General features: G+C 54.8%; 26 protein-coding genes and 4 tRNA genes. All 30 read right to left on the bottom strand.

The window, feature by feature from the left end:
* Positions 1-5 precede the first annotated feature (5 nt).
* The 30 genes from rplN to birA all read right to left on the bottom strand — a co-directional run bounded on the left by rplN (position 6) and on the right by birA (position 24,125).
* Positions 6-374 (bottom strand): 50S ribosomal protein L14, encoded by a 369-nt coding sequence (rplN, locus tag SLW74_RS19345; RefSeq protein WP_002555479.1) that lies wholly within the window; start codon positions 372-374, stop codon positions 6-8.
* A 23-nt stretch (positions 375-397) separates the two neighbouring features.
* A complete protein-coding gene (gene rpsQ / locus SLW74_RS19340) occupies positions 398-664 on the bottom strand; it encodes a 30S ribosomal protein S17 (protein ID WP_003194644.1) in 267 nt (88 codons plus the stop codon).
* Between the two features lie 2 nt (positions 665-666).
* Positions 667-858 carry a 50S ribosomal protein L29 gene (gene rpmC, locus SLW74_RS19335; RefSeq protein WP_002555481.1) on the bottom strand — a complete coding sequence of 64 codons (192 nt, stop codon included), beginning with the start codon at positions 856-858 and terminating at the stop codon, positions 667-669.
* The gene (rplP, locus tag SLW74_RS19330) at positions 858-1,271 is read right to left on the bottom strand and encodes a 50S ribosomal protein L16 (RefSeq protein ID WP_003186052.1); all 414 of its coding nucleotides are present in this window, start codon (positions 1,269-1,271) and stop codon (positions 858-860) included. Before rplP ends, rpmC begins: the two co-directional genes overlap by 1 nt.
* A 12-nt stretch (positions 1,272-1,283) precedes the next feature.
* Positions 1,284-1,970, bottom strand: a complete 687-nt coding sequence (gene rpsC, locus SLW74_RS19325) for a 30S ribosomal protein S3 (RefSeq protein WP_003176422.1) — start codon at positions 1,968-1,970, stop codon at positions 1,284-1,286.
* Positions 1,971-1,983: 13 nt separating this feature from the next.
* Complete coding sequence (rplV, locus tag SLW74_RS19320; RefSeq protein WP_003103908.1) at positions 1,984-2,316, bottom strand: 50S ribosomal protein L22; 333 nt, start codon at positions 2,314-2,316, stop codon at positions 1,984-1,986.
* Between the two features lie 13 nt (positions 2,317-2,329).
* The gene (gene rpsS, locus SLW74_RS19315; protein ID WP_002555486.1) at positions 2,330-2,605 is read right to left on the bottom strand and encodes a 30S ribosomal protein S19; all 276 of its coding nucleotides are present in this window, start codon (positions 2,603-2,605) and stop codon (positions 2,330-2,332) included.
* A gap of 16 nt (positions 2,606-2,621) precedes the next feature.
* Complete coding sequence (gene rplB / locus SLW74_RS19310; protein ID WP_003176423.1) at positions 2,622-3,446, bottom strand: 50S ribosomal protein L2; 825 nt, start codon at positions 3,444-3,446, stop codon at positions 2,622-2,624.
* Between the two features lie 14 nt (positions 3,447-3,460).
* On the bottom strand, positions 3,461-3,760 hold the full coding sequence (rplW, locus tag SLW74_RS19305) for a 50S ribosomal protein L23 (RefSeq protein WP_065988457.1): 300 nt from the start codon (positions 3,758-3,760) through the stop codon (positions 3,461-3,463).
* Positions 3,757-4,359, bottom strand: a complete 603-nt coding sequence (rplD, locus tag SLW74_RS19300) for a 50S ribosomal protein L4 (RefSeq protein WP_410929798.1) — start codon at positions 4,357-4,359, stop codon at positions 3,757-3,759. The genes rplW and rplD overlap by 4 nt, the downstream gene beginning before the upstream one ends.
* A gap of 12 nt (positions 4,360-4,371) precedes the next feature.
* Positions 4,372-5,007, bottom strand: coding sequence for a 50S ribosomal protein L3 (rplC, locus tag SLW74_RS19295; RefSeq protein WP_065988459.1), 636 nt, complete (start codon positions 5,005-5,007; stop codon positions 4,372-4,374).
* Positions 5,008-5,088: 81 nt separating this feature from the next.
* Entirely contained in the window at positions 5,089-5,400 is a 312-nt protein-coding gene (gene rpsJ, locus SLW74_RS19290) for a 30S ribosomal protein S10 (protein ID WP_003186070.1), read from the bottom strand.
* Positions 5,401-5,539: 139 nt separating this feature from the next.
* The gene (gene tuf, locus SLW74_RS19285) at positions 5,540-6,733 is read right to left on the bottom strand and encodes an elongation factor Tu (protein WP_024646116.1); all 1,194 of its coding nucleotides are present in this window, start codon (positions 6,731-6,733) and stop codon (positions 5,540-5,542) included.
* Positions 6,734-6,764: 31 nt separating this feature from the next.
* Positions 6,765-8,870: an elongation factor G gene (fusA, locus tag SLW74_RS19280; RefSeq protein ID WP_065988460.1), complete on the bottom strand. Its 2,106-nt coding sequence runs from the start codon at positions 8,868-8,870 to the stop codon at positions 6,765-6,767.
* A 30-nt stretch (positions 8,871-8,900) separates the two neighbouring features.
* On the bottom strand, positions 8,901-9,371 hold the full coding sequence (gene rpsG, locus SLW74_RS19275; protein ID WP_002555493.1) for a 30S ribosomal protein S7: 471 nt from the start codon (positions 9,369-9,371) through the stop codon (positions 8,901-8,903).
* Between the two features lie 116 nt (positions 9,372-9,487).
* Positions 9,488-9,859, bottom strand: coding sequence for a 30S ribosomal protein S12 (gene rpsL / locus SLW74_RS19270; RefSeq protein WP_002555494.1), 372 nt, complete (start codon positions 9,857-9,859; stop codon positions 9,488-9,490).
* A gap of 232 nt (positions 9,860-10,091) precedes the next feature.
* Positions 10,092-14,291 (bottom strand): DNA-directed RNA polymerase subunit beta', encoded by a 4,200-nt coding sequence (rpoC, locus tag SLW74_RS19265; RefSeq protein ID WP_192133301.1) that lies wholly within the window; start codon positions 14,289-14,291, stop codon positions 10,092-10,094.
* Between the two features lie 63 nt (positions 14,292-14,354).
* Positions 14,355-18,428: a DNA-directed RNA polymerase subunit beta gene (gene rpoB, locus SLW74_RS19260; protein WP_410929797.1), complete on the bottom strand. Its 4,074-nt coding sequence runs from the start codon at positions 18,426-18,428 to the stop codon at positions 14,355-14,357.
* 221 nt (positions 18,429-18,649) lie between these two features.
* Positions 18,650-19,015 (bottom strand): 50S ribosomal protein L7/L12, encoded by a 366-nt coding sequence (gene rplL, locus SLW74_RS19255; RefSeq protein ID WP_019409897.1) that lies wholly within the window; start codon positions 19,013-19,015, stop codon positions 18,650-18,652.
* Between the two features lie 78 nt (positions 19,016-19,093).
* Positions 19,094-19,594: a 50S ribosomal protein L10 gene (gene rplJ / locus SLW74_RS19250; protein WP_065988463.1), complete on the bottom strand. Its 501-nt coding sequence runs from the start codon at positions 19,592-19,594 to the stop codon at positions 19,094-19,096.
* A gap of 197 nt (positions 19,595-19,791) precedes the next feature.
* Complete coding sequence (gene rplA, locus SLW74_RS19245) at positions 19,792-20,487, bottom strand: 50S ribosomal protein L1 (RefSeq protein WP_410929796.1); 696 nt, start codon at positions 20,485-20,487, stop codon at positions 19,792-19,794.
* The gene (gene rplK, locus SLW74_RS19240) at positions 20,487-20,918 is read right to left on the bottom strand and encodes a 50S ribosomal protein L11 (RefSeq protein ID WP_037017696.1); all 432 of its coding nucleotides are present in this window, start codon (positions 20,916-20,918) and stop codon (positions 20,487-20,489) included. The genes rplA and rplK overlap by 1 nt, the downstream gene beginning before the upstream one ends.
* A gap of 119 nt (positions 20,919-21,037) precedes the next feature.
* Positions 21,038-21,571 carry a transcription termination/antitermination protein NusG gene (gene nusG, locus SLW74_RS19235; RefSeq protein ID WP_003317113.1) on the bottom strand — a complete coding sequence of 178 codons (534 nt, stop codon included), beginning with the start codon at positions 21,569-21,571 and terminating at the stop codon, positions 21,038-21,040.
* Between the two features lie 9 nt (positions 21,572-21,580).
* Entirely contained in the window at positions 21,581-21,949 is a 369-nt protein-coding gene (gene secE, locus SLW74_RS19230) for a preprotein translocase subunit SecE (RefSeq protein WP_037017694.1), read from the bottom strand.
* Positions 21,950-21,993: 44 nt separating this feature from the next.
* A tRNA-Trp gene (locus tag SLW74_RS19225) sits at positions 21,994-22,069 on the bottom strand.
* Between the two features lie 174 nt (positions 22,070-22,243).
* Positions 22,244-22,319, bottom strand: a tRNA-Thr gene (locus SLW74_RS19220).
* A gap of 26 nt (positions 22,320-22,345) precedes the next feature.
* Positions 22,346-22,419, bottom strand: a tRNA-Gly gene (locus SLW74_RS19215).
* Between the two features lie 27 nt (positions 22,420-22,446).
* Positions 22,447-22,531, bottom strand: a tRNA-Tyr gene (locus SLW74_RS19210).
* 142 nt (positions 22,532-22,673) lie between these two features.
* Complete coding sequence (locus tag SLW74_RS19205; protein WP_410929866.1) at positions 22,674-23,111, bottom strand: hypothetical protein; 438 nt, start codon at positions 23,109-23,111, stop codon at positions 22,674-22,676.
* A gap of 57 nt (positions 23,112-23,168) precedes the next feature.
* Positions 23,169-24,125: a bifunctional biotin--[acetyl-CoA-carboxylase] ligase/biotin operon repressor BirA gene (gene birA, locus SLW74_RS19200; RefSeq protein WP_410929795.1), complete on the bottom strand. Its 957-nt coding sequence runs from the start codon at positions 24,123-24,125 to the stop codon at positions 23,169-23,171.
* Between the last annotated feature and the right edge of the window lie 256 nt (positions 24,126-24,381).

Raw genomic sequence — 24,381 nt, 5'->3', positions numbered from 1 at the left:
TCTCCTTACAGCACTTCTGGGGCGAGCGAGACGATCTTCATGAACTTCTCAGTACGAAGTTCACGGGTCACTGGCCCAAAGATACGGGTGCCGATCGGCTCTTGCTTGTTGTTCAACAGAACAGCAGCGTTGCCATCAAAGCGGATGATGGAGCCGTCTGCGCGACGAACACCGTGGCGAGTGCGGACTACTACGGCAGTCATCACTTGGCCTTTCTTCACCTTACCGCGCGGAATTGCTTCCTTGACGGTAACTTTGATGATGTCACCGATACCAGCGTAACGACGATGAGAGCCACCAAGCACCTTGATGCACATAACGCGGCGTGCGCCGCTGTTATCGGCCACATCGAGCATGGATTGAGTCTGAATCATATAATTTCTCCGACCCCTAGCCCTTAGACTTCCACAGCGCGTTCGAGAACATCAACCAGCGCCCAAGATTTAGTCTTGGCCATCGGACGAGTTTCACGAATAGTGACCTTGTCGCCGATGTGGCACTGATTGGTTTCGTCGTGCGCGTGCAGCTTAGTCGAACGCTTAACGTATTTACCGTAGATTGGGTGCTTGACGCGACGCTCGATCAGTACGGTGATGGTCTTGTCCATCTTGTCGCTGACGACACGGCCAGTCAGCGTACGGACGGTTTTTTCGGCTTCAGCCATGATTACTTACCTGCCTGCTGGTTGAGCACAGTCTTCACGCGAGCGATGTCACGCTTAACTTGCGAGAGCAGGTGAGACTGCCCCAACTGGCCAGTTGCTTTCTGCATGCGCAGATTGAACTGGTCGCGCAGCAAGCCGAGCAGTTGCTCGTTCAGTTGCTGTGCTGATTTTTCACGAAGTTCATTCGCTTTCATCACATCACCGTCCGCTTAACAAAGGAGGTGGCGAGCGGCAGCTTTGCAGCAGCCAGGGCGAAAGCCTCACGCGCCAACTCTTCGGAAACACCCTCGATTTCATACAGGACTTTGCCTGGCTGAATCTGGGCAACCCAGTACTCCACGTTACCCTTACCTTTACCCATCCGAACTTCGAGGGGCTTTTTGGTAACAGGCTTGTCCGGGAATACACGGATCCAGATCTTGCCGCCACGTTTAACGTGACGGGTCAGTGCGCGACGCGCTGACTCGATCTGACGAGCGGTGAGACGACCACGAGCAACAGACTTCAGCGCGAACTCGCCGAAGCTGACTTTGCTACCGCGCAGTGCCAGACCACGGTTGTGGCCGGTCATCTGCTTGCGGAACTTCGTACGCTTAGGTTGCAACATTTGGCGTACCCCTTACTTAGCAGCTTTTTTACGAGGCGCTGGTGCTTGCGGCTTCAGCTCTTCTTGGCGACCACCAATTACTTCGCCTTTGAAGATCCAAACCTTTACACCGATCACACCATAAGTGGTGTGAGCTTCGTAGTTGGCATAGTCGATGTCGGCACGCAGGGTGTGCAAAGGCACACGACCTTCGCGATACCATTCAGTACGTGCAATTTCAGCACCGCCGAGACGACCGCTCACTTGGATTTTGATGCCTTTGGCACCAATGCGCATGGCGTTCTGCACTGCGCGCTTCATAGCGCGACGGAACATTACACGACGCTCCAGCTGCTGAGCTACGCTCTGCGCAACCAGCATACCGTCGAGCTCCGGCTTACGGATCTCTTCGATATTGATGTGCACAGGCACACCCATTTGCTTGGTCAGGTCCTGACGCAGCTTCTCAACATCTTCACCTTTCTTCCCGATAACGATACCTGGACGAGCGGTGTGGATGGTGATGCGTGCAGTCTGCGCCGGACGATGGATATCGATACGGCTTACGGACGCGCTTTTTAGTTTGTCTTGGAGATACTCTCGCACCTTCAGATCAGCGAACAAATAGTCCGCATAAGTCCGACCGTCTGCGTACCAGACGGAGGTGTGCTCCTTGACGATTCCCAGGCGAATGCCAATGGGATGTACTTTCTGACCCATCTCTTCGACTCCGTTACTTGTCAGCAACCTTGACAGTGATATGGCAAGACCGCTTGACGATGCGATCAGCACGGCCTTTGGCACGTGGCATGATTCGCTTCAGCGAACGCCCTTCGTTGACGAAAACGGTGGAGACCTTAAGGTCATCAACGTCTGCGCCTTCGTTATGCTCGGCGTTGGCTACGGCCGACTCCAGCACTTTCTTCATGATCTCGGCGGCTTTCTTACTGCTGAAAGCCAACAGGTTGAGCGCTTCGCCCACCTTCTTCCCGCGGATCTGGTCGGCGACCAAGCGGGCTTTCTGGGCGGAGATTCGAGCGCCCGACAACTTAGCGGCTACTTCCATCGTTCCTTACCCCTTAACGCTTGGCTTTCTTGTCTGCCACGTGCCCACGATAAGTGCGGGTACCGGCAAACTCGCCTAGTTTGTGGCCGACCATGTCTTCGTTCACGAGAACAGGAACATGCTGACGACCGTTATGCACAGCAATGGTCAAACCGACCATTTGTGGCAGGATCATAGAACGGCGCGACCAGGTCTTAACTGGTTTGCGATCGTTCTTTTCCGCCGCCACTTCGATCTTCTTCAGTAGGTGAAGATCAATAAAAGGACCTTTTTTCAGAGAACGTGGCACTGTCGTATCCCTCTATTTACTTGCGACGACGGACGATCATTTTGTCGGTACGCTTATTACCACGAGTCTTCGCGCCCTTAGTCGGGAAGCCCCACGGCGATACCGGATGACGACCACCAGAGGTACGACCTTCACCACCACCATGTGGGTGGTCAACCGGGTTCATGGCAACACCACGAACGGTTGGGCGAACGCCACGCCAGCGTTTGGCACCAGCTTTACCCAGCGAACGCAGGCTGTGCTCGGAGTTCGAGACCTCGCCCAGAGTCGCACGGCATTCAGCCAGAACTTTACGCATCTCACCGGAGCGAAGACGCAGGGTCACGTAGACACCTTCACGAGCGATCAGCTGTGCAGATGCACCAGCGGAACGAGCGATCTGGGCACCTTTACCCGGCTTCAATTCGATGCCGTGAACGGTAGAACCCACTGGAATGTTGCGCAGCTGCAGAGCGTTGCCTGGCTTGATTGGAGCCAGAGCGCCTGCGATCAGCTGGTCGCCAGCACTCACGCCTTTAGGCGCGATGATGTAACGACGCTCGCCGTCTGCGTACAGCAGCAGTGCGATGTGAGCAGTACGGTTTGGATCGTATTCAATACGCTCGACGGTGGCAGAAATGCCATCCTTGTCGTTGCGACGGAAATCGACCAGACGATAATGCTGCTTATGACCACCACCGATGTGACGAGTAGTGATGCGGCCATTGTTGTTACGACCACCAGTCTTCGATTTTTTCTCGAGCAGCGGTGCGTGAGGAGCGCCTTTGTGCAGCTCCTGGTTGACCACCTTGACCACAAAACGGCGGCCAGGGGAAGTCGGTTTGCATTTAACGATTGCCATGATGCACCCCTTCCTTACTCAGCACTGCTGCTGAAATCGAGATCTTGGCCTGGCTGAAGGGAGATAACTGCCTTCTTCCAGTCATTACGCTTGCCCAGACCGCGAGCAGTGCGCTTGGTCTTACCCATAACATTCAGGGTAGTGACACGCTCTACTTTCACGCTGAACAGGCTTTCGACGGCCTTCTTGATTTCCAGCTTGGTTGCATCAGTAGCAACCTTGAAAACGAACTGACCTTTTTTGTCTGCCAGAACCGTAGCCTTCTCGGAAACGTGCGGGCCAAGCAGAACTTTAAATACGCGTTCCTGGTTCATCCCAGCAGCTCCTCGAATTTCTTCACGGCCGACACAGTGATCAACACTTTGTCGTATGCGATCAGACTAACTGGATCGGAACCTTGAACATCACGCACATCAACGTGCGGCAGGTTACGAGCAGCCAGGTACAGGTTCTGATCAACAGCGTCCGACACGATCAAAACGTCGGTCAGGCTCATGTCGTTCAGCTTGCCCAGCAGATTTTTGGTTTTCGGCGATTCAACAGCGAAATCCTGAACCACGACCAGACGATCAGTGCGAACCAGTTCAGCAAGGATGGAGCGCAGTGCAGCGCGATACATCTTCTTGTTGAGCTTCTGAGAATGATCCTGAGGACGTGCTGCGAAAGTGGTACCGCCGCCGCGCCAGATCGGGCTACGGATAGTACCGGCACGAGCACGGCCAGTACCCTTTTGACGCCAAGGGCGCTTACCGCCACCGGATACGTCAGAACGGGTCTTTTGCTGCTTGCTGCCCTGACGACCGCCAGCCATGTAGGCCACGACTGCCTGGTGAACCAGCGTCTCGTTGAATTCGCCGCCAAATGTCAGTTCGGAAACTTCGATCGCTTGGGCGTCATTTACATTTAATTGCATGTCAGCTTCCCCTTAACCGCGAGCCTTGGCTGCTGGACGTACAACCACATTGCCGCCAGTAGCGCCAGGAACAGCACCCTTGACCAACAACAGATTGCGTTCAGCGTCCACGCGCACTACTTCCAGGGACTGCACGGTCACGCGCTCAGCGCCCATATGACCGGACATTTTTTTGCCCTTGAATACACGACCAGGAGTCTGGCACTGGCCGATAGAGCCCGGGACGCGGTGGGACACGGAGTTACCGTGAGTATTATCTTGGCCACGGAAATTGTGGCGCTTGATAGTACCTTGGAAGCCTTTACCTTTGGACTGACCGGTAACATCTACCATCTGGCCAGCAGCAAAGATTTCTGCATTGATCAGATCGCCAGCCTTGTATTCGCCCTCTTCAAGACGGAATTCCAAGACAGTACGACCAGCGGCAACGTTCGCCTTAGCGAAGTGACCTGCTTGAGCAGCAGTCACACGGGAAGCACGACGCACGCCGACAGTGACTTGCACTGCACGATAGCCATCGACTTCTTCGGTTTTGAACTGGGTGACGCGATTCGGCTCGATCTCAATGACCGTAACCGGAATGGAGACACCTTCTTCGGTGAAAATACGGGTCATACCGCATTTACGACCGACTACACCAATAGTCATGTTGTAAACCTCATGAGTGTACGGGGCTTTCACCCGCTATGGCCGCCCATTTCAGAGCGTTACACGACTAAGACCCGAGTCTTAGCCGAGGCTGATCTGTACTTCCACACCTGCCGCAAGATCAAGCTTCATCAGCGCATCAACGGTTTTATCCGTTGGCTGGACAATGTCCAGAACACGCTTATGAGTACGGATCTCGTACTGGTCGCGCGCGTCTTTGTTGACGTGCGGAGAAACCAGAACGGTGAACCGCTCTTTACGGGTAGGGAGTGGAATCGGACCACGCACTTGAGCACCAGTACGTTTCGCGGTTTCCACGATTTCCTGGGTGGATTGGTCGATCAGGCGATGGTCAAAAGCCTTCAACCTGATACGGATTTGCTGATTTTGCATTGGATTTCAGACTCCAGGCTACTTCCCACCGAGCGCAATACGCCCGTTTAAAGGAGGCGCAATTCTATAGACGAGCTAACAGGGTGTCAACCCAATAAAAAAGCCCCCGCAAGCGGGGGCTCTTTTTGAAGATCATCGCTTACGCGATGATTTTGGCTACGACGCCAGCGCCGACGGTACGACCGCCTTCACGGATAGCGAAACGCAGACCGTCTTCCATTGCGATTGGCTTGATCAGGGTAACGGAAACTTTCACGTTATCACCTGGCATAACCATCTCAACGCCTTCCGGCAGTTCGCAGCTACCAGTTACGTCGGTAGTACGGAAATAGAACTGTGGACGGTAGCCTTTGAAGAAAGGAGTGTGACGACCGCCTTCTTCTTTGCTCAGAACGTAGATTTCAGCTTCGAACTGAGTGTGAGGCTTGACGGTACCTGGCTTGACCAGAACCTGACCACGCTCAACGTCGTCACGCTTGGTGCCGCGCAACAGAACGCCGCAGTTCTCGCCAGCACGACCTTCGTCGAGCAGCTTACGGAACATTTCAACACCGGTGCAGGTGGTGACGGTAGTGTCACGCAGACCAACGATTTCCAGTGGATCTTGAACCTTGACGATACCGCGCTCAACACGACCAGTCACAACAGTACCGCGACCAGAGATCGAGAATACGTCTTCGATTGGCATCAGGAACGGCTTGTCGACAGCACGCTCTGGCTGAGGGATGTAGCTGTCCAGAGTTTCAACCAACTTCTTGACGGCAGTGGTGCCCATCTCGTTGTCGTCTTTGCCTTCCAACGCCATACGGGCGGAGCCGATGATGATTGGAGTGTCGTCACCTGGGAAGTCGTAAGTGCTCAGCAGATCGCGCACTTCCATCTCAACCAGTTCCAGCAGCTCAGCGTCGTCTACCAGGTCAGCCTTGTTCAGGAAGACCACGATGTACGGAACGCCTACCTGACGGGACAGCAGGATGTGCTCACGAGTCTGTGGCATCGGACCATCAGCAGCCGAACAAACCAGGATAGCGCCGTCCATCTGGGCAGCACCGGTGATCATGTTCTTGACGTAGTCAGCGTGACCCGGGCAGTCAACGTGCGCGTAGTGACGTACAGACGAGTTGTACTCAACGTGAGCAGTGTTGATGGTGATACCGCGAGCCTTCTCTTCTGGTGCGCTGTCGATCTTATCGAAGTCAACACGAGCCGAACCGAAGACTTCGGAGCAGACGCGAGTCAGAGCAGCGGTCAGCGTGGTTTTACCATGGTCAACGTGACCGATGGTGCCAACGTTGACGTGCGGAAGGGAACGATCAAATTTTTCTTTAGCCACGACAAATAACTCCTAGCCTAAAGGCGCTGAATCAGCCTTGTTTTTTGGTTACAGTTTCGACGATGTGCGACGGAGCTGTATTGTATTTTTTGAATTCCATAGAGTAGCTTGCGCGACCTTGGGACATGGAGCGAACGTCGGTCGCATAACCGAACATCTCACCCAACGGAACCTCGGCACGAATTACCTTGCCGGAGACCGTATCTTCCATACCCAGGATCATGCCGCGACGACGGTTAAGGTCGCCCATCACGTCACCCATATAGTCTTCAGGCGTAACAACCTCTACAGCCATGATCGGTTCAAGCAACTCACCGCCGCCCTTCTGGGCCAGTTGCTTGGTCGCCATGGAAGCAGCCACCTTAAACGCCATCTCGTTCGAGTCGACGTCGTGGTAAGAACCATCAAACACGGTAGCCTTCAGGCCGATCAGCGGATAGCCGGCGACAACGCCGTTCTTCATCTGCTCTTCGATACCCTTCTGGATAGCCGGGATGTATTCCTTAGGAACCACACCACCCACTACTTCGTTCACGAATTGCAGACCTTCCTGACCTTCGTCAGCAGGTGCAAAACGGATCCAGCAGTGGCCGAACTGACCACGACCGCCGGACTGACGAACGAACTTGCCTTCGATTTCACAGTTCTTCGTGATGCGCTCACGATACGAAACCTGAGGCTTACCGATGTTGGCTTCGACGTTGAACTCACGGCGCATCCGGTCAACCAGGATGTCCAAGTGCAGCTCGCCCATGCCAGAGATGATCGTTTGACCAGTCTCTTCATCAGTTTTGACGCGGAAAGACGGGTCTTCTTGAGCAAGCTTGCCCAGTGCGATACCCATTTTTTCCTGGTCATCCTTGGTTTTAGGCTCTACGGCAACCGAAATAACCGGCTCCGGGAAGTCCATCCGAACCAGGATGATTGGCTTGTCAGCGTTGCACAAGGTTTCACCAGTGGTGACATCCTTCATGCCGATCAAGGCCGCGATGTCGCCAGCGCGTACTTCCTTGATCTCTTCGCGAGCGTTGGCGTGCATTTGCACCATACGACCCACGCGCTCTTTCTTGCCCTTGACCGAGTTGATCACGCCGTCGCCGGATGCCAACACGCCCGAGTAAACACGGACGAAGGTCAGCGTACCCACGAACGGATCGGTAGCGATCTTGAACGCCAGAGCCGAGAACGGCTCGTTGTCGTCCGCGTGACGCTCCATTTCCTCTTCCTCGTTATCAGGGTTGGAACCCTTGATAGCAGGAATGTCGACTGGAGCCGGCAGGTAGTCGATCACAGCGTCGAGAACCAGGGGAACACCCTTGTTCTTGAAGGAAGAACCGCAAACAGCAAGAACGATCTCACCAGCAATAGTACGCTGACGCAGAGCAGCCTTGATTTCCTCGTTGGTGAGTTCCTCACCCTCAAGGTATTTGTTCATCAGTTCTTCGCTGGCTTCAGCCGCAGCCTCAACCATGTTGCTGCGCCATTCGTCAGCCAGCTCCTGCAGCTCAGCAGGGATAGGCTTGCGAACAGGGACCATACCTTTGTCGGAATCGTTCCAGTAGACCGCTTCCATAGACATCAGATCAATCTGACCCTGGAAGTTGTCCTCAGAACCGATTGCCAACTGGATCGGCACCGGAGTGTGACCCAAACGCTGCTTGATCTGGGCAATTACGCGCAGAAAGTTTGCGCCAGCACGGTCCATTTTGTTCACGTAAACGATACGTGGAACCCCGTACTTGTTGGCTTGACGCCATACGGTTTCGGACTGAGGCTCTACGCCAGAGGTACCACAGAAAACAACGACCGCGCCGTCGAGTACACGCAGGGAACGCTCAACTTCAATCGTGAAGTCTACGTGGCCCGGGGTGTCAATCACGTTGAAGCGATATTGGTCTTTGTGCTGCTTCTCGGAACCCTGCCAAAAGGCAGTAATAGCAGCAGAAGTAATGGTAATACCACGCTCCTGCTCCTGAACCATCCAGTCGGTGGTCGCGGCGCCATCATGCACCTCGCCCATCTTGTGGCTTTTGCCGGTGTAAAAAAGGACGCGCTCGGTGGTGGTGGTTTTACCAGCATCCACGTGAGCGACGATACCAATGTTACGGTAACGGCTGATCGGTGTAGTACGAGCCATAAAGCCCTCGCAAAATTAGTGACGCTGAAATTAGAAGCGGTAGTGCGAGAAAGCTTTGTTGGCTTCAGCCATACGGTGCACGTCTTCACGCTTCTTGACCGCAGCACCTTTACCTTCGGCGGCGTCCAACAGTTCGCCAGCCAAACGCAGAGCCATAGACTTCTCACCGCGCTTGCGCGCGAAGTCTACCAGCCAACGCATTGCCAGAGCATTACGACGGGACGGACGAACTTCGACCGGGACCTGGTAAGTAGCACCGCCTACACGGCGCGACTTCACTTCGACCAGCGGAGCGATGGCGTCGAGAGCTTTCTCGAAGATTTCCAGGGGATCGGAGTTCTTGCGTTCTTTAACCTTTTCGAGCGCGCCATAAACGATACGCTCGGCAACGGCTTTCTTGCCGCTTTCCATAACGTGGTTCATGAACTTGGCCAGAATCTGGCTGCCGTATTTTGGATCGTCAAGCACTTCGCGCTTGGCTGCTACGCGTCTTCTTGGCATGGATAAGCCCTCAAACGGTCTTCAGGTTCGCTCGGAATCAGCACCTAATGGCGCCTCCGACCTTACTCTTATCGACTCAGAAAATAAGATGATTCAGTTTTTTCAAAAAGCCGCTACTACTTAGGCTTCTTGGTACCGTACTTCGAACGACCCTGGTTACGACCTTTGACACCGGAGGTATCCAACGAACCGCGGACGGTGTGGTAACGAACACCTGGCAAGTCTTTTACACGGCCGCCGCGAATCAGTACGACGCTGTGCTCTTGCAGGTTGTGGCCTTCACCGCCGATGTACGAGGAAACCTCGAAACCGTTGGTCAGACGCACACGGCATACTTTACGCAGTGCCGAGTTAGGTTTTTTCGGCGTAGTTGTGTACACGCGAGTGCACACACCACGACGCTGCGGGCAGTTCTGCAGCGCAGGCACGTCGGATTTCTCGACGATACGCTTACGCGGCTGACGTACCAGCTGGTTGATAGTTGCCATCTACTAGCTCCACTGTTGTCTTGCGACGCTATTGTCTTACAAGAAAAGCAAAATGGCAGGACATACGTCCCGCCAGATTTAGGGGTACAAGAGTCTAAAGAGGATCCTGCCCCCAGTCAAGGCAAAGCCCCGGTGTCCACAGCCACTGGCAAGGCAAAGCCCCGGTGTCCACAGCCACTGGCAACCCATCAACCGGTTGAGACCAATGACTGTGAAAATCGGGGCCCTACTCTCAATTACTGCTTGAGTTCAACGCTTCAGTGAGCGCGGCTTCAACTTCGCTCGCACTTACACGCATCGGCTTGTCGGCTTCACGACGACGCTTGCGCTCGCTGTGATATGCCAGACCGGTACCTGCAGGGATCAGACGACCCACTACCACGTTTTCTTTCAGGCCGCGCAGATAATCGCGCTTGCCGGTAACCGCCGCTTCGGTCAGTACGCGAGTGGTCTCCTGGAAGGAGGCCGCCGAGATGAACGATTCGGTGGACAGCGACGCCTTGGTGATACCAAGCAACACACGAGTGAATTTGGAAACAAATTTCTCGTCGGTCGCAAGGCGCTCGTTTTCAACCAGGACATGCGTCAACTCCATCTGGTCACCCTTGATGAAGCTGGAGTCGCCAGACTCAGCGATCTCGACCTTACGCAGCATCTGACGAAGGATCGTTTCAATGTGCTTGTCGTTGATCTTCACGCCTTGCAGGCGGTAAACGTCCTGAATCTCGTTGACGATGTATTTCGCCAGAGCGCTGACACCCAGCAGGCGCAGGATATCGTGCGGATCGCTTGGGCCGTCGGAGATAACCTCACCACGGCTGACTTGCTCACCTTCGAAGACGTTCAGATGACGCCATTTTGGAATCAGCTCTTCGTACGGATCGGTACCATCGTTTGGCGTGATAACGAGACGACGCTTGCCTTTGGTCTCTTTACCAAACGCGATCGTACCGCTGACTTCAGCCAGGATCGATGCTTCTTTAGGGCGACGCGCTTCGAACAGGTCGGCAACGCGCGGCAGACCACCAGTGATGTCACGGGTTTTGGAGGTCTCTTGCGGGATACGGGCGATAACGTCACCCACACCCACTTGCACACCATCCGCAACACCGACGAGGGCGTTTGCCGGCAGGAAGTACTGAGCCGGTACGTCAGTACCCGGCAGCAGCAGATCCTTACCATCAACACCAACCATCTTGACCGCAGGACGAATGTCTTTACCTGCTGCAGGGCGATCTTTGGCATCCAGTACTTCGATGTTCGTCAAACCGGTCAATTCGTCCGTCTGGCGCTTGATCGTAATACCTTCCTCCATGCCCACGTAGGTCACGGTACCTTTCATCTCGGTGACGATTGGGTGAGTGTGTGGGTCCCACTTGGCCACGATGGACCCGGCGTCGACCTTGTCACCTTCCTTCACCAGAATCACAGCACCATACGGCAGCTTGTAGCGCTCGCGCTCACGACCGAACTCGTCGGCTATTGCCAACTCACCGGAACGCGACACCGCGACCAGGTGACCATCAAGACGCTCAACGTGCTTCAGGTTGTGCAGACGAACGATACCGCCGTTCTTCACCTGAACACTGTCAGCAGCAGAAGTACGGCTTGCCGCACCACCGATGTGGAACGTACGCATGGTCAGCTGGGTACCCGGCTCACCGATCGACTGAGCCGCGATAACGCCGACCGCCTCACCGATGTTCACCTGGTGACCGCGCGCCAGATCACGGCCATAGCACTTGGCGCAGATACCGAAACGTGTTTCACAGCTGATCGGAGAGCGTACGATCACTTCGTCGATGCTGTTCAGCTCGATGAATTCAACCCACTTCTCGTCAACCAGTGTGCCGCCTGGAACGATGACATCTTCAGTGCCAGGCTTGAATACGTCGCGGGCGATCACTCGACCCAATACGCGTTCGCCCAACGGCTCTACGACGTCGCCACCTTCAATGTGCGGCGTCATGACCAGACCGTGTTCAGTACCGCAGTCAACCTCGGTAACGACCAGATCTTGTGCCACGTCTACAAGACGACGAGTCAGGTAACCAGAGTTCGCGGTTTTCAACGCGGTATCCGCAAGCCCCTTACGAGCACCGTGCGTCGAGATGAAGTACTGAAGAACGCTCAAACCTTCACGGAAGTTAGCAGTGATCGGTGTCTCGATGATCGAGCCATCCGGCTTGGCCATCAGACCCCGCATACCTGCCAACTGACGAATCTGTGCTGCGGAACCCCGCGCACCCGAGTCAGCCATCATGTACATCGAGTTGAAGGATTCCTGATCAACGGTCTCACCGTGACGATCGACAACCTTCTCTTTCGAGAGGTTCGACATCATCGCCTTGGAGACTTCATCGTTGGCCTTGGACCAGAGGTCGATCACCTTGTTGTACTTCTCGCCCTGGGTAACCAGGCCGGAGGCGTACTGACTCTCGATTTCTTTCACTTCATCGGTTGCTGCGTCGATGATGCGAGCTTTTTCATCAGGGATAACAAAGTCGTTAACGCCGATGGAGACACCCGAGATCGTCGAATAGGCAAAACCGGTGTACATCAGCTGGTCAGCGAAGATTACAGTCTCTTTCAGGCCAACCACGCGGTAGCACTGGTTGATCAGCTTGGAGATTGCCTTCTTCTTCATCGGCTGATTGACGACGTCGTATGACAAGCCGGCCGGAACCACTTGGAACAGCAGCGCACGGCCGACGGTTGTGTCGACGATACGAGTGTTCTTGACGCTGCCACCGTCACGATCATTGATCGTTTCGTTGATGCGCACTTTCACTTTTGCATGCAGAGCGGCTTCGCCCGCACGGAATACACGGTCCACTTCCTGCAGATCCGCGAATACACGACCTTCGCCTTTGGCGTTGATCGCTTCACGAGTCATGTAGTACAGACCCAATACAACGTCCTGCGAAGGAACGATGATTGGCTCACCGTTCGCTGGCGACAGAATGTTGTTGGTCGACATCATCAGCGCACGGGCTTCGAGCTGGGCTTCCAGCGTCAGCGGCACGTGAACAGCCATCTGGTCACCGTCGAAGTCGGCGTTGTATGCCGCACAGACCAACGGGTGCAGCTGGATCGCTTTACCTTCGATGAGAACCGGCTCAAACGCCTGGATACCCAGACGGTGAAGCGTCGGCGCACGGTTCAGGAGCACCGGGTGTTCGCGAATGACTTCGGCGAGAACGTCCCAGACTTCTGGCAGCTCGCGCTCGACCATTTTCTTGGCAGCTTTGATGGTGGTAGCGAGACCACGCATCTCGAGCTTGCCGAAAATGAACGGCTTGAACAGCTCCAGTGCCATCTTCTTGGGCAGACCGCACTGATGCAGACGCAGGGTCGGACCTACGGTAATTACCGAACGGCCAGAGTAGTCAACACGCTTACCGAGCAAGTTCTGACGGAAACGGCCCTGCTTACCCTTGATCATGTCAGCCAGGGATTTCAGAGGACGCTTGTTCGAACCTGTGATGGCGCGACCGCGACGACCGTTATCAAGCAACGCATCCACAGCTTCCTGCAGCATGCGCTTTTCGTTGCGCACGATGATGTCAGGAGCAGACAGATCGAGCAGGCGCTTCAAACGGTTGTTACGGTTGATCACTCGACGATAGAGATCGTTAAGGTCGGAAGTCGCGAAACGACCACCATCCAGCGGGACCAGTGGACGCAGATCTGGCGGCAGAACCGGCAGGACGGTCAACACCATCCATTCTGGAAGGTTGCCGGAACCCTGGAAGGCTTCCATCAACTTCAGACGCTTGGACAGCTTCTTGATTTTGGTCTCGGAGTTGGTTTGCGGAATCTCTTCGCGCAGCCGCCCAATCTCGTGTTCCAGATCAATAGCGTGCAGCAGCTCGCGGACAGCCTCGGCACCCATACGGGCGTCGAAGTCGTCACCGAACTCTTCGAGAGCTTCGAAGTATTGCTCGTCGTTAAGCAGTTGCCCTTTTTCGAGCGTGGTCATGCCCGGATCGATAACGACATAGCTCTCGAAGTAGAGAACGCGTTCGATATCACGCAGGGTCATGTCCATCAGCAAGCCGATACGGGACGGCAGCGATTTCAGGAACCAGATGTGAGCGACCGGCGAGGCCAGTTCGATGTGAGCCATGCGCTCACGACGGACTTTGGCCAGCGCGACTTCAACGCCACACTTCTCGCAGATGACGCCACGATGCTTCAAGCGCTTGTACTTACCGCACAGGCACTCGTAATCCTTGACCGGGCCAAAGATCTTGGCGCAGAACAGGCCGTCACGCTCAGGTTTGAACGTACGGTAGTTGATGGTTTCCGGCTTTTTAACTTCACCGAACGACCACGAACGGATCATCTCAGGCGACGCCAATCCAATACGGATAGCGTCGAACTCTTCGACTTGACCCTGGTTTTTCAGCAAATTCAGTAGGTCTTTCAAGGCCTTTCCTCCTGGCGGAGCAGAGGGCAGTCATACCGACCCACCCTCGATTCGCGTCACGTGTTATTCGGTTTCCAGATCGATATCGATACCGAGCGAACGGATTTCTTTGATCAACACGTTGAAGGACTCGGGCATGCCCGGCTCCATACGGTGATCGCCGTCCACGATGTTCTTGTACATCTTGGTCCGACCGTTCACGTCGTCCGACTTCACTGTGAGCATTTCTTGCAGAGTGTACGCCGCGCCATAAGCTTCCAGCGCCCAAACCTCCATCTCCCCGAAACGCTGACCACCGAACTGAGCCTTACCACCCAGCGGCTGCTGGGTAACCAGGCTGTACGAACCAGTGGAACGCGCGTGCATCTTGTCGTCCACCAAGTGGTTCAGCTTCAGCATGTACATGTAGCCAACGGTGACCGGACGCTCAAACTTGTTGCCGGTACGGCCGTCGAACAGCTGCATCTGGCCACTGTCTGGCATGTCCGCCAGGCGGAGCATTGCCTTGATTTCGGATTCTTTGGCACCGTCAAATACCGGGGTAGCCATTGGAACGCCGCCACGCAGGTTCTTCGCCAGATCCAGAATTTCCTGATCAGACAGGTCATCTAGACTCTCTTGACGGCCGCCAATCTCGTTGTAGATCTCGTTCAGGAACTTACGCAGTTCAACGACTTTACGCTGCTCTTCAAGCATGCGGTTGATCTTCTCGCCCAACCCCTTAGCCGCGAGGCCGAGGTGGGTTTCCAGGATCTGACCGACGTTCATACGCGAAGGTACACCCAACGGGTTGAGGACGATATCCACCGGAGTACCGTTGGCATCGTGCGGCATGTCTTCAACCGGCATGATCACGGAGACCACACCTTTGTTACCGTGACGACCGGCCATCTTGTCGCCAGGCTGGATACGACGGCGGATGGCAAGGTAAACCTTGACGATCTTGAGTACACCTGGAGCAAGATCATCGCCCTGCTGCAGCTTGCGCTTCTTGTCTTCGAACTTGTCGTCAAGCAGACGGCGACGATCGACGATGTAAGCCTGAGCTTTCTCGAGTTGCTCGTTCAGCGCATCTTCGACCATGCGCAGCTTGAACCACTGACCGTGTTCCAGGCCGTCCAGAACTTCGTTGGTGATTTCCTGCCCCTTCTTCAGGCCAGCACCACCTTCAGCGGTACGACCCACCAGAGCGGAACGCAAACGTTCGAACGTTGCGCCTTCAACAATGCGGAACTCTTCGTTCAGGTCCTTGCGGATCTCGTCGAGCTGGCTCTTCTCGATGGACAGCGCACGAGCATCACGCTCAACGCCATCACGAGTGAAGACCTGAACGTCAATAACGGTGCCTTTGGTACCGGTAGGCACGCGCAGGGACGTATCTTTAACGTCGCTTGCTTTTTCACCGAAGATCGCACGCAGCAGCTTCTCTTCCGGGGTCAGCTGGGTCTCGCCTTTCGGAGTGACCTTACCTACCAGGATGTCGCCAGCGCCGACTTCAGCGCCTACATAAACGATACCGGCTTCATCCAGCTTGTTCAGTGCTGCCTCACCCACGTTAGGGATGTCGGCAGTGATCTCTTCAGGCCCGAGCTTGGTATCACGCGCCACACAGGTCAGTTCCTGAATGTGGATCGTGGTGAAGCGGTCTTCCTGAACAACACGCTCGGACAGGCAGATGGAGTCTTCGAAGTTGAAGCCGTTCCACGCCATGAACGCGATGCGCATGTTCTGACCCAGCGCCAGTTCACCCATATCGGTGGACGGGCCGTCAGCCATGATGTCGCTACGCTGAACGCGGTCACCCTTGCTCACCAGCGGACGCTGGTTGATGCAGGTATTCTGGTTCGAACGTGTGTATTTGGTCAGGTTGTAGATGTCGACACCGGCTTCGCCTGTCTCAACTTCGTCATCTGCAACACGAACCACGATACGGCTGGCGTCTACCGAGTCGATCACGCCGCCACGACGGGCCACGACGCAAACACCGGAGTCACGCGCAACGTTGCGCTCCATGCCAGTACCAACCAGCGGCTTGTCAGCGCGCAATGTTGGGACAGCCTGACGCTGCATGTTCGAACCCATCAACGCACGGTTGGCGTCGTCGTGCTCAAGGAACGGGATCAGCGATGCCGCGACCGATACAACCTGCTTCGGCGAAACATCCATCAGGGTGACGTCTTCCGGCGCCTTGACGGTGAACTCGTTCAAGTGACGAACAGCAACCAGCTCGTCAATCAGGATCTTCTTGTCGTTCATTGCGGCAGAAGCCTGGGCAATGACGTGATCTGCTTCCTCAATAGCCGAGAGGAAAACAATTTCGTCAGTTACCAGAGCATCTTTAACCACACGGTACGGGCTCTCGAGGAAGCCGTACTGGTTGGTGCGCGCATAGGCAGCCAAGGAGTTGATCAGACCAATGTTCGGACCTTCCGGCGTTTCAATCGGGCACACGCGCCCGTAGTGAGTCGGGTGTACGTCACGGACTTCAAAGCCAGCACGCTCACGCGTCAGACCACCAGGGCCGAGTGCAGAGACGCGACGCTTGTGAGTGATCTCGGACAGCGGGTTGTTCTGGTCCATGAACTGTGAAAGCTGGCTGGAACCGAAGAACTCTTTCACCGCCGCCGCTACAGGCTTGGCGTTGATCAGGTCTTGAGGCATCAGGCCTTCGCTTTCCGCCATCGACAGACGTTCTTTGACCGCGCGCTCAACACGCACCAGACCTACACGGAACTGGTTCTCGGCCATCTCACCTACGCAACGAACGCGACGGTTACCAAGGTGATCGATGTCATCGACGATGCCTTTACCGTTACGGATGTCGACCAGGGTCTTCAGCACAGCGACGATGTCGTCTTTGTGGAGCACGCCAGAACCTTCGATCTCGGTACGACCGATACGACGGTTAAACTTCATCCGACCTACAGCCGACAGATCGTAACGCTCTGGGCTAAAGAACAGATTGTTGAACAAGGTCTCGGCAGCATCCTTGGTAGGTGGCTCGCCAGGACGCATCATCCGATAGATTTCGACCAGGGCTTCAAGCTGATTGCCGGTCGAGTCGATCTTCAAGGTGTCGGAAATGAACGGGCCGCAGTCGATATCGTTCGTGTATAGCGTCTCGATACGGACAACCTGAGCCTTGGCAATCTTCGCCAGGACCTCGGTGTTCAGTTCGGTATTGCACTCGGCAATGATCTCACCCGTCGCCGGGTGCACGATCGCCTTGGCGCTAGTGCGGCCGATTACGTAGTCGAGCGGAACTTCAAGGGTCTTGATGTTCGCTTTTTCGAGCTGGTTAATGTGGCGAGCCGTGATACGACGGCCTTGCTCAACAATGACCTTGCCCTTGTCGTCCAGTATATCCAGAACGGCAATTTCGCCACGCAGGCGCTGAGGCACCAACTCCAGATTCAGGTTCTCGCCATGAACATGGAATACGTTGGTGGTGTAGAAGGCATCCAGCACTTCTTCAGTGGTGTAACCCAATGCACGGAGCAGAACCGATGCAGGGAGTTTGCGGCGACGGTCGATACGTACGAAGACACAGTCTTTCGGATCGAATTCGAAGTCCAGCCACGAACCACGGTAAGGAATGATGCGAGCCGAGTACAACAGTTTGCCGGAGCTGTGCGTCTTACCGCGGTCGTGGTCAAAGAACACGCCTGGGGAACGGTGCAGCTGGGAAACGATCACTCGTTCGGTACCGTTGATAACGAAGGTACCGTTCTCAGTCATCAGGGGGATTTCACCCATGTAGACTTCTTGCTCTTTGATGTCCTTGATCGCTTTATTCGACGATTCTTTGTCGAAAATGATCAGACGTACTTTTACCCGCAAAGGTACGGCGTATGTCACACCGCGGAGCACGCATTCCTTGACATCAAAAGCCGGTTCGCCCAGACGATAACCCACATACTCCAAAGCAGCATTGCCGGAGTAGCTGATGATCGGGAAAACAGATTTGAAGGCCGCATGCAGGCCCACGTCGCGGAACTGATCTTTAGTCGCTCCCGCTTGCAAGAATTCACGATACGAATCCAGCTGGATGGCCAGGAGGTAAGGCACATCCATGACGTCCGGCAACTTGCTAAAGTCCTTGCGGATACGTTTTTTCTCAGTATATGAGTAAGCCATCAGCGTTCCCCAGCTTGGTCACCTGCTTGTTTGGCTCCTCCCGACGGGAGCAGCCAGAAAAATCTTGCGAACCCCATGGTTCGCGCCACCGTTCAAGGTGGGTAGATCACGTAATCAGCGCTAACCGAATCAGCTGCCAACAACGGAAAAAGGCCGGTGGCAGAAGCCACCAGCCATCAGCCTTTCGCTTAACGCTTGGGCTGGAAACGCAAAGTCGATGCTTACTTCAGCTCGACTTTAGCGCCTGCTTCTTCCAGGGTAGCCTTGGCTTTGTCAGCAGCGTCTTTTGCTACTGCTTCCAGGACCATTGCTGGAGCGCCGTCAACGACTGCCTTGGCTTCTTTCAGGCCCAGACCGGTCAGTTCACGAACTGCTTTAATGACGTTAACTTTCTTCTCGCCCGCTTCCAGCAGCATGACGTTGAATTCGGTTTGCTCTTCAACAACGGCAGCAGCAGCAGCTGGACCAGCGGAAGCAGCGGCAGCGCTAACACCGAATTTTTCTTCGAATGCTTTGATCAGCTCTACAACCTGCAGAACGGACATTTCAGCTACGGCGTTGAGGATATCGTCTTGAGAGATAGACATGACTCTAATTCCTGAATTGGGGGACGGCCTACGCGACCATCGAAATAAACAAAAATACGCGAGAGGAAGTGCCTGCCCTTAGGCTGCAGCGGCTTCTTTCTGTTCGCGGATGGCCGCCAGTGTACGAGCGAGCTTGCTGGTAGCGCCTTGAATCACGCTCATCAGCTGCGAAATCGCTTCGTTGCGGGTCGGCAATGTTGCCAGTACGTCGATCTGATTAGGTGCGAGGAACTTGCCCTCGAACGCAGCTGCCTTGATCTCGAACTTATCCTGACCTTTAGCGAACTCTTTGAACAAACGGGCAGCAGCGCCAGGGTGTTCATTGGAGAACGCGATCAAGGTCGGGCCGGTGAACACATCGTTGAGGACACTGTATTCAGTGTCAGCAACGGCGCGCTTGAGCAGGGTGTTACGTACGACACGCACGTATACGCCAGCTTCACGAGCCTCTTTACGGAGTCCGGTCATCGCGCCTACTGTCACACCGCGGGCATCAGCCACAACAGCAGACAGAGCGTTTTTGGCAGCCTCGTTGACTTCAGCGACGATGGCCTTCTTGTCTTCGAGTTTAATTGCCACGGGTTTAACTCCTGCTTGTTACCGTTTCATCTGACCTGAGCCGGATGTCGTTTTGGTGTCTGATTCGGTAAGGAACCGGGAGCACCATCTGCGTAGGCTTGAGGTTTAAGACTTTCGCCGCCTACGGTCTTGGATAGCCCCCGCCAGGCAGGGACCCCAATTTTCGCAACGGCGCGGTTACCCGCGCCGTGCCAGTCTCACGCGTCCAACGAACCTTGGTCGATGACCAAGCCTGGGCCCATAGTGGTGCTCAGGGTTACGCGCTTGACGTAGATACCTTTCGAGGAAGCAGGCTTGATACGCTTCAAATCAGCGATCAGTGCTTCAACGTTCTCACGCAGCTTGCCTGCTTCGAAGCCGACCTTGCCAACGGAAGTGTGGATAATGCCGTTTTTATCGGTGCGATAGCGAACCTGACCAGCCTTGGCATTTTTAACGGCAGTGGCTACGTCTGGAGTAACAGTACCGACCTTCGGGTTAGGCATCAGGCCACGCGGGCCGAGGATCTGACCCAACTGACCAACAACACGCATTGCGTCCGGGGAGGCAATAACGACGTCATAGTTCAGATCGCCGCCCTTCATTTCAGCAGCCAGATCGTCCATACCAACGCGGTCAGCACCGGCAGCCAGAGCAGCTTCAGCAGCTGGACCCTGAGTAAATACGGCTACACGAACGGTCTTGCCAGTGCCGTGTGGCAGTACGGTAGCGCTACGTACAACCTGGTCGGATTTACGTGGGTCAACACCGAGGTTCACAGCAACGTCTACGGACTCGCTGAACTTCACTGTCGACAACTCAGCCAGCAGGGCAGCAGCTTCGTTGAAGTTATACGATTTGCCAGCTTCAACCTTGGAAGCGATAGCCTTTTGGCGCTTAGTCAGCTTAGCCATTACACACCCTCCACGTTAAGGCCCATGCTGCGAGCGGAACCGGCGATTGTACGCACGGCGGCGTCCATATCAGCAGCGGTCAAGTCGGCATTTTTTGCCTTGGCGATTTCTTCAAGCTGAGCACGGGTCACAGTGCCAACTTTTACGGTATTCGGACGAGCCGAGCCGCTGGTCAAGCCAGCTGCTTTTTTCAGCAGTACCGAAGCCGGGGTGCTTTTGGTTTCAAATGTGAAGCTGCGGTCACTGTAAACAGTGATGATCACAGGAGTAGGCAGACCTGGCTCAATACCCTGAGTACGGGCGTTGAACGCTTTGCAGAACTCCATGATGTTCACGCCGTGCTGACCCAGCGCAGGACCAACGGGCGGGCTCGGGTTAGCCTGAGCGGCTTTCACTTGAAGCTTGATGTAAGCGGTAATCTTCTTGGCCATGAGGCACTCCAATTACGGGTTCTAGCGCCTCGAGAGGCTCCCCGGTTACTTGCGCGTTTATCCCGGTGACGAAAAAACCCCACAGCCCAAGGCTGCGGGGTATGGGATTCTGAGATCAGTTACGCCTTTTCGACCTGACTGAACTCCAGCTCCACCGGAGTGGAGCGTCCGAAAATGAGCACGGCAACTTGGATCCGACTCTTCTCGTAATTGACCTCTTCAACGGTACCGTTGAAGTCAGCAAACGGACCGTCTGTAACACGAACGACTTCGCCCGGCTCGAACAGAGTTTTTGGCTTTGGCTTATCGCTGCCATCAGCGACGCGACGCAGAATGGCTTCAGCTTCTTTATCGGTAATTGGGGCAGGCTTGTCTGCAGTGCCGCCAATGAAGCCCATGACACGAGGAGTATCCTTAACCAAGTGCCAGGTACCTTCGTTCATGTCCATCTGGACAAGCACATAGCCAGGGAAGAACTTACGTTCACTTTTGCGTTTCTGGCCGTTACGCATTTCCACTACTTCTTCAGTAGGGACCAGAATTTCGCCGAAGCCATCTTCCATGCCTGCAAGCTTTACGCGCTCAACCAGTGAGCGCATGACATGCTTCTCGTAACCCGAGTAGGCATGCACTACGTACCAACGCTTAGCCACGGGACACCCTTAGCCGACAATCAAGGAAACAAGCCAGCCGAGCAGGGAATCCAACCCCCACAACAGCAGCGCCATCACAAGAACCACTGCAACCACGATCAAAGTGGTCTGGGTAGTCTCTTGGCGCGTAGGCCACACGACTTTACGAATCTCAGCGCGCGCTTCCTTGGCCAAAACAAAGAAAGCCTTGCCCTTCCCCGTCTGCAGCGCCACATAGGCTGCCACGGCGGCGATTACAAGCAGGGCAAGAACGCGATACAGGATTGGTTGCGCAGAATAGTATTGATTTCCAACGACACCCACGACCACCAGAAGCACTACTACAAGCCACTTCACGAGATCAAACCGGGAGTCTTGGGCTTCAGCCTTTGGATTCATCTACTAAAATCCTGTGAAAAGAAAGCCAGATACATTTGAGAATCTGGCAGGTCAGGAGGGAATCGAACCCCCAACCTACGGTTTTGGAGACCGTCGCTCTGCCAATTGAGCTACTGACCTAAAAGCAAAATCAGGCCGAACATTATGCGGACCTGACAGGAAGATTTCAACAGCAACTCGATAATGCGATGGCAAAAATCGACTCACTGCAGCACCAGCTCACCAAGAGCGTAAAGATCCCGGGATTCTTGGCGCCTAAAACAAAGGCAGATACTCACATATCTGCCTTAGTAATGGAGCTCTTGAGCGGATTTGAACCGCTGACCTCACCCTTACCAAGGGTGTGCTCTACCAACTGAGCTACAAGAGCAAAACACATTGCACAACCAGCAAACTTGGAGCGGGTAGCGGGAATCGAACCCGCATCATCAGCTTGGAAGGCTGAGGTTCTACCACTAAACTATACCCGCTGAGCTTTGCTGCTTACGCTCAAAATATGGTGGAGGGGGAAGGATTCGAACCTTCGAAGTCGTAGACGTCAGATTTACAGTCTGATCCCTTTGGCCGCTCGGGAACCCCTCCTAAGCGAGGCAGCATTCTATATCATGCCACCCTTCTGTCAACCTTTTTCTCAATAAAAACTTGAGGTTACAAGCATTGACTCTCGCTACATCAGTACGAATCAAGCGATCTGCACTGCGAAGCGGGCGCCATTCTATTCAAACTAATCTGGGGTTGCAATGCCTTCACACGACATTATTTCATTTTTTAGCATGGGAAAATCTCTACGGAGCTCGGCGATAAGCGCATCGCTCACCAGCCGCCTACTCGCAGGCGCAATTTTTAGCCAAAACACGCCGCCTTGCTGATCCAGGCGCTTTCCCAGGTGAGTATCGATATCCAACGCAACAAGGCGCTGCTTGAGAAGCGTCACCTCAGCCCGCTTGGCGGTGCCGCCCAAATAGAGGCATTTCTCTTGCTCTGCGTCCATCCGCTCCTTACCCCTACCCAATCCGGACTCGCTAAGCAGCCGAATATCCTGGCCATATGATCGATGGGTTAACAGCGGCTCGACCTCTTTCGGGCGTAGCGGCGCATCCTGCTGCTGCCAGACAAAATAAAGACCGTTCAACATGAGCAACGAAAAAAACGCCCAGGGCATAATCACCTCATAGACAACACGCATCCGAATGCATATATACCAACTCCTATCTCTACCCTAATTACCCTCGAGCCTCAGACTCACCTCCCCCCCGGCAAACTGCTCCTCACGGCCACCTACCTCCAGCCGTAGCGCTCCATCGTCACCAACTCCCAAGACCACACCCTGGGTGATCTTCGCACCCGTAGTGAGAGCGACCGCAAGGCCCTGCCATAAGTGCTTGTCTTCCCAATCTCTTCGGTAGGCCGCAAAGCCTTTCTCCTGATGACCAGCAAGATAAACGCTGAGATTTCGACTGAGCGCGCAAGCAACGCGATTCCGATCCTGAACATGCACAAGCTCCAGAGCCAATGAAGTCCAAGCCTGGTCTACGTTAATGGATTCACGCATATTTACGTTGATCCCAATACCAATCACTACATGACATACATTGGCAGGATCGCCGGTGAGTTCGAGCAGAACCCCAGCAATCTTCTTACCGCCAACCAGAATGTCGTTAGGCCATTTCAGCCCCGCAGTACCAATACCGAGCTCTCGCAGCGTATCTACCACAGCAAGGCCTACAAGAAGACTGAGGCCATCCAGGCGGCGCGTCCCGCCATCCAGACGCAAGGCGAGGCTGTAATAGAGATTTTCAGCGAAAGGACTTACCCACTGACGGCCACGCCTTCCGCGGCCAGCCGTCTGCCGCTCTGCAAGAACCAAGCAAGGAAGTTCAGCGCCTGAATTCGCTACTCGCATGGCTTCAGCATTAGTTGAGTCGATAATTTCGTGAATCCTGCACGTCCAACCCAACCCGATATGCTCCCGGCGCAGCGCCTCATAGTCCAGCAAGGACAGCGGCGACGCCAATCGGTAGCCACGACCGCGCACCTTGTAAATTTCTATGCCGAGGTCAGCCTGGACCTGCTGCAGCTTCTTCCAGACGGCGCTCCGGCTGACGCCCAGCGCAAGCCCCAGATCCTCGCCGGAGTGAAACGCACCGTCTTCAAGTAGCTTTAGCAGTGTATGCATGAGTGAGAGTGCCTAGTAGTAAGACGCGCATGATAGCCATACAGAAGACCTGCGCAAGCATACGTTTCACCACTTGGGCCGCAGGCGTGCTGCGCTTGAGCTCTAATTGGTTGGGAGGGTTAGTTGGCAGCTTTTTCCACGCGCCAAAACAAAACCCCATCTGCTTTCGCAAATGGGGTTCTGGAATTTAATCTTGACGATGACCTACTCTCACATGGGGAAACCCCACACTACCATCGGCGATGCATCGTTTCAC

This window comes from Pseudomonas sp. W5-36 (assembly GCF_046540455.1).
Classification (GTDB): Bacteria; Pseudomonadota; Gammaproteobacteria; order Pseudomonadales; family Pseudomonadaceae; genus Aquipseudomonas; species Aquipseudomonas graminis_B.
This window is presented reverse-complemented; position numbering and strand designations above follow the sequence as displayed.

What these genes read in the sequence shown, in the direction of transcription:
- rplN (WP_002555479.1), bottom strand. Translation starts at nt 374, where the DNA reads ATGATTCAGACTCAATCCATGCTCGATGTGGCCGATAACAGCGGCGCA.
- rpsQ (WP_003194644.1), bottom strand. Translation starts at nt 664, where the DNA reads ATGGCTGAAGCCGAAAAAACCGTCCGTACGCTGACTGGCCGTGTCGTC.
- rpmC (WP_002555481.1), bottom strand. Translation starts at nt 858, where the DNA reads ATGAAAGCGAATGAACTTCGTGAAAAATCAGCACAGCAACTGAACGAG.
- rplP (WP_003186052.1), bottom strand. Translation starts at nt 1,271, where the DNA reads ATGTTGCAACCTAAGCGTACGAAGTTCCGCAAGCAGATGACCGGCCAC.
- rpsC (WP_003176422.1), bottom strand. Translation starts at nt 1,970, where the DNA reads ATGGGTCAGAAAGTACATCCCATTGGCATTCGCCTGGGAATCGTCAAG.
- rplV (WP_003103908.1), bottom strand. Translation starts at nt 2,316, where the DNA reads ATGGAAGTAGCCGCTAAGTTGTCGGGCGCTCGAATCTCCGCCCAGAAA.
- rplB (WP_003176423.1), bottom strand. Translation starts at nt 3,446, where the DNA reads ATGGCAATCGTTAAATGCAAACCGACTTCCCCTGGCCGCCGTTTTGTG.
- rplW (WP_065988457.1), bottom strand. Translation starts at nt 3,760, where the DNA reads ATGAACCAGGAACGCGTATTTAAAGTTCTGCTTGGCCCGCACGTTTCC.
- rplD (WP_410929798.1), bottom strand. Translation starts at nt 4,359, where the DNA reads ATGCAATTAAATGTAAATGACGCCCAAGCGATCGAAGTTTCCGAACTG.
- rplC (WP_065988459.1), bottom strand. Translation starts at nt 5,007, where the DNA reads ATGACTATTGGTGTAGTCGGTCGTAAATGCGGTATGACCCGTATTTTC.
- rpsJ (WP_003186070.1), bottom strand. Translation starts at nt 5,400, where the DNA reads ATGCAAAATCAGCAAATCCGTATCAGGTTGAAGGCTTTTGACCATCGC.
- fusA (WP_065988460.1), bottom strand. Translation starts at nt 8,870, where the DNA reads ATGGCTCGTACTACACCGATCAGCCGTTACCGTAACATTGGTATCGTC.
- rpsG (WP_002555493.1), bottom strand. Translation starts at nt 9,371, where the DNA reads ATGCCAAGAAGACGCGTAGCAGCCAAGCGCGAAGTGCTTGACGATCCA.
- rpsL (WP_002555494.1), bottom strand. Translation starts at nt 9,859, where the DNA reads ATGGCAACTATCAACCAGCTGGTACGTCAGCCGCGTAAGCGTATCGTC.
- rpoB (WP_410929797.1), bottom strand. Translation starts at nt 18,428, where the DNA reads ATGGCTTACTCATATACTGAGAAAAAACGTATCCGCAAGGACTTTAGC.
- rplL (WP_019409897.1), bottom strand. Translation starts at nt 19,015, where the DNA reads ATGTCTATCTCTCAAGACGATATCCTCAACGCCGTAGCTGAAATGTCC.
- rplA (WP_410929796.1), bottom strand. Translation starts at nt 20,487, where the DNA reads ATGGCTAAGCTGACTAAGCGCCAAAAGGCTATCGCTTCCAAGGTTGAA.
- rplK (WP_037017696.1), bottom strand. Translation starts at nt 20,918, where the DNA reads ATGGCCAAGAAGATTACCGCTTACATCAAGCTTCAAGTGAAAGCCGCT.
- secE (WP_037017694.1), bottom strand. Translation starts at nt 21,949, where the DNA reads ATGAATCCAAAGGCTGAAGCCCAAGACTCCCGGTTTGATCTCGTGAAG.
- SLW74_RS19205 (WP_410929866.1), bottom strand. Translation starts at nt 23,111, where the DNA reads ATGCCCTGGGCGTTTTTTTCGTTGCTCATGTTGAACGGTCTTTATTTT.
- birA (WP_410929795.1), bottom strand. Translation starts at nt 24,125, where the DNA reads ATGCATACACTGCTAAAGCTACTTGAAGACGGTGCGTTTCACTCCGGC.